Raw genomic sequence first — 3,685 nt, 5'->3', positions numbered from 1 at the left:
CGGAACACCACGTCACCGCGCTGCTTGGCCAGCAGCGTCAGCGCGGCGGACATGTTGCCGCCGACCGAGTCGCCCGCCACGGCCAGGACCGGCCGCGCGTGGTCCGGTTCACGAGCCCGAGCAGGTCCGACTACGGCCCGTGGTTCAGCATCGACCACAAGGGCGGCAGCTTCCTGTGCCGCCCGGCCGTGGTGGCGCCGGCCGACCCGGTCGCGCCGGTCCCGCTGAGCGGCCTGGGCCTGACCGGGTGGACCCGGGTCGACGCCGCGGTCGAACTGCCCGGCGGCACCCGGTACTTCTTCGACAACGGGAACCACCGCTACCTGGCCGTCACCAAGGGCAAGCCGGGCGACGGCGGGACCACCGCGGACCGCTGGGGGCGCCGGGCCACCCACCTGACCCGCACCGGCGTGGTGGACGCCGTCCTGCGCCGACGCGACCGCGACCGCGAGCACACCTACGTGTTCTCGGGCGGGCAGTACTTCCGCTACAGCGGCGTGTTCGGCACGCTCGACCCCGGCTACCCCATGGACATCGCGACCAACTCCGAGGGCTTCCCGCGCTGGGATCGCATCGACGCCGCGTTCACCGACCTCAACGACGTCGAGTGGTTCTACTCCGCGGCCGGCGCCGGCCGGATCGAGCGCGGCGGCGCCACCGGGGTCCCGGCGACCGCGCTGTTCCACCCGATGTCGGGGCTCACCCGGTTCGACGCGGCCATCGTCGACACCGACCGCCGGCTCACCTACCTGTTCGTCGGGGACGAGTACGTCCGGTACTCCGGCAACCACTACCAAGCGCCCGACGAGAGCCACGGGCACAAGATCGCGGAGAGCGACGACACCTTCCCGAAGTGGTCGAAGATCGGCGCGGCGCTGCGGGTGGGCGACACGTCCTGGTACTTCGACGACTCGACCCAGCTGTGCGCCCAGGTGAAGGTCGAGGCGCCGGACGGACGGCCGCCGCGCAAGCCCAGGATCACCGAGACGACCTGGCCGAGCCGGGACCTGGGCCGCGGCGCGACCACCGGCGGACTGGCCACGGTGGACTCCGCGCACGTCGACGGCGGTTTCCTGTACCTGACCAGCGGGACGCGGCTCGTCCGCTACACCCTGCCCGACAAGGGCCCGGTCCCCGACGTCATCGACGAGGGCTACCCGGTGGACCTGCCGAGGCCGATCACCGCGGTGTTCCGTCGCGGTCAGCGCCGTTACGCGTTCAGCGGCGACTCCTACGCGCGCCTGTCGTCCGGCCTGGCCGACGTCACCGGGTTCGCCCCGATCGAGGGCAACTGGGGTGACCTGCCCGAGGAGTTCGGCCAGGTCACCGGCGTGCTGGACAGCGCGTCCGACCAGCGCCTCCACCTGTTCCTGGACGGCAAGGCCCTCGCCTACCCGACCACGATCGCCGTGCCCCGGCCGTTCGAGCGGGCCGCGCTGCCCGTCGAGGTCGTCCGGCTGACCACGAGCACGGCCGCGCAGCTCAACCAGCGGCTGCTGGCCGGTGGCGTGGCCGCGCTGCTCGCACCGGAGGGCCAGGAGCTGGATGAGCGCCCGGCGTTCCGGACCGACCGGTCCGACCGCAACACCATCCAGGTCCGCGAGGACCGCGTGGTGGCCAACCGGCTGCCCGCCGGCGCTCACCTGGACTTCCAGAGCGCCAACGGGACCTACTACTGGGAGATCTTCTTCCACGCGCCCGTCCTCATCGCGCAGGCGCTGAACGACGCGCAGCGGTTCGCTGACGCGCGTCAGTGGTACGAGCACGTCTTCGACCCCACCGAACCCGGCCGGTACTGGCGGTTCCTGCCGTTCCTCGCGGTGGACCTCGCCGCCCTGGCCGACCGGTCGCGCCGCGACATGGCCGAGCTGACCGGCCGGCTCACCGCCGCCGGGTTCGACGAACCGGCCGGGCTGGCCGCCGAGCTGGCCCGGGTCCTGGCCGACCTGGAGCGGCTGACCCCCGCGTTCCGGGAGAACCGCCCGCTGGACGACGACGAGCTCGCGGTCCTCGCCCGGGTGTCGTCACCGCGGCTGCACACGCTGCTCGCGGACGCCGCGACCGCCGCGGAAGCCCGCATCACGCCCCGCATCCGCGAGCCGAAGCGCAGCCTGTGGCGCGGCGTCGTGCAGGCGATCGAGCAGTTGCAGGAACGTACCGCGCTGGTCGCGGACCTCCAGCGGTTCTACGACCTCGTGGGCGACCGCGACAGCCTCCTCGACGCCTACCGGGACGACCCGTTCGACCCGCACTCCATCGCAGACCTGCGCCCGGTGGCCTACCGCCGAGCGGTGGTGATGGCCTACCTCGACAACCTGCTCGACTGGGGCGACATGCTCTTCCGCCAGTACACGGGGGAGAGCATCGACGAGGCCCGGATGCTCTACACCTTCGCCTGGGACCTGCTGGGCCTGCGGCCCGAGCTGCCCGGGAAGCTGCCGCTCACCCCGTCGCGGACCTACCGGGAGCTGGACGACGAGCCGGGCGAGCTCGACCTGCTGGCCGAGCTGACCGGAGGCGGCCGCCTGCTGGAAGGGCCGGGCAGCGTCCACGCCGGGGTGGCCGACCGCTACTTCCGGATCCCGGACAACAGCGTGTTCACCGCCTACTGGGACCGGGTCGAGGACCGGCTGCGCAAGATCAGGCAGTCGCTGAACATCCTGGGCATCAGCCAGCCGCTGCCCCTGTTCGAGCCGCCGATCGACCCGATGGACCTGGTCCGCAGCGTGGCGGCCGGCGTCGGGGTGGACCAGGCCGTCGCCGCGGGCGCCGCTGTGGCCGTGCCGCACTACCGGTTCGAGGCCACGTTCCGCCGGGCCCAGGAGATGGCCGACCGGCTCCGCCAGTTCGGCGCGGACCTGCTGTCGGTGCTCGAACGGCGCGACTCCGAGGAGCTCAGCCGGCTGCAGAACCGGCAGGAGGGCGTCATCCTGGAGATGACCCGGGCGATCAAGGACGCGCAGGTCGAGGCCGCCGACGCGACGCTGGCCGAGCTGCGGGCCAGCCGTGACGCGGCCAACCAGCGGATCGCCCACTACCAGCAGTTGATCACGTCCGGGCTCACCCCGCTGGAACAGGCCCAGATCGGGATCATGGGCACGGCCGCCGCCCTGCACCTGACCTCGGGCGTGCTCAAGGTCGCCGCGGCCATCGCCCACGCCGTCCCGCAGACGACGATCGGGCCGTTCAGCGTCGGCACGACGTGGGGCGGGCACCACCTCGGGAACGTGCTGGACGAGGCAGCCGAGATCCCGCAGGTGCTGGGCGAGGGGTTCTCGGTCACCGGCGAGCTGCTCGGCGTGCGCGCCGAGCAGGAGCGCACCCACCAGGAGTGGGAGTTCCAGCTGGCCACCGCCACCAGCGACCTGGCGCAGATCGACCACCAGGTGGCCGCGGCCGAGCAGCAGCTGGCGATCGCACGGCGTGAGGTCGAGGTCCTGGCCCAGGACATCGGCCACAACCAGGCCATCGGCGCGCTGCTGAAGGACAAGTTCAGCAACGCCGAGCTCTACGGCTGGATGGCGGGCCGGTTGTCCGGCCTGTACTTCCAGGCGTACTCGATGGCCTACGACACCGCGAGGTCCGCCGAACGGGCGTTGCGGTTCGAGCGCGGCCTCGACGACGCCGAGGCCACGTTCATCCGCCCGCTGTACTGGGACAGCCGCCGCGCCGGGCTGCTGGCCGG

Annotated in this window: 1 protein-coding gene and 1 pseudogene; one reads left to right on the top strand and one right to left on the bottom strand. The window is 72.6% G+C overall.

Annotation, left to right across the window (positions count from 1 at the left end; translation table 11 throughout):
* A pseudogene (locus AB0G02_RS31305) lies at positions 1-86 on the bottom strand (alpha/beta hydrolase fold domain-containing protein); the annotation flags it as partial.
* A 102-nt stretch (positions 87-188) separates the two neighbouring features.
* On the opposite strand from AB0G02_RS31305, the gene AB0G02_RS31300 reads away from it, so the two are divergent.
* Positions 189-3,685: hemopexin repeat-containing protein (locus AB0G02_RS31300; RefSeq protein ID WP_360801223.1), on the top strand; the 3,497-nt coding region annotated here is incomplete at its 3' end.

This window comes from Actinosynnema sp. NPDC023658, from assembly GCF_040639995.1.
GTDB lineage: Bacteria > Actinomycetota > Actinomycetes > Mycobacteriales > Pseudonocardiaceae > Actinosynnema.
Note: the sequence above shows the minus strand (reverse complement) of the source record. Positions and strands in the feature narration are given on the sequence as shown.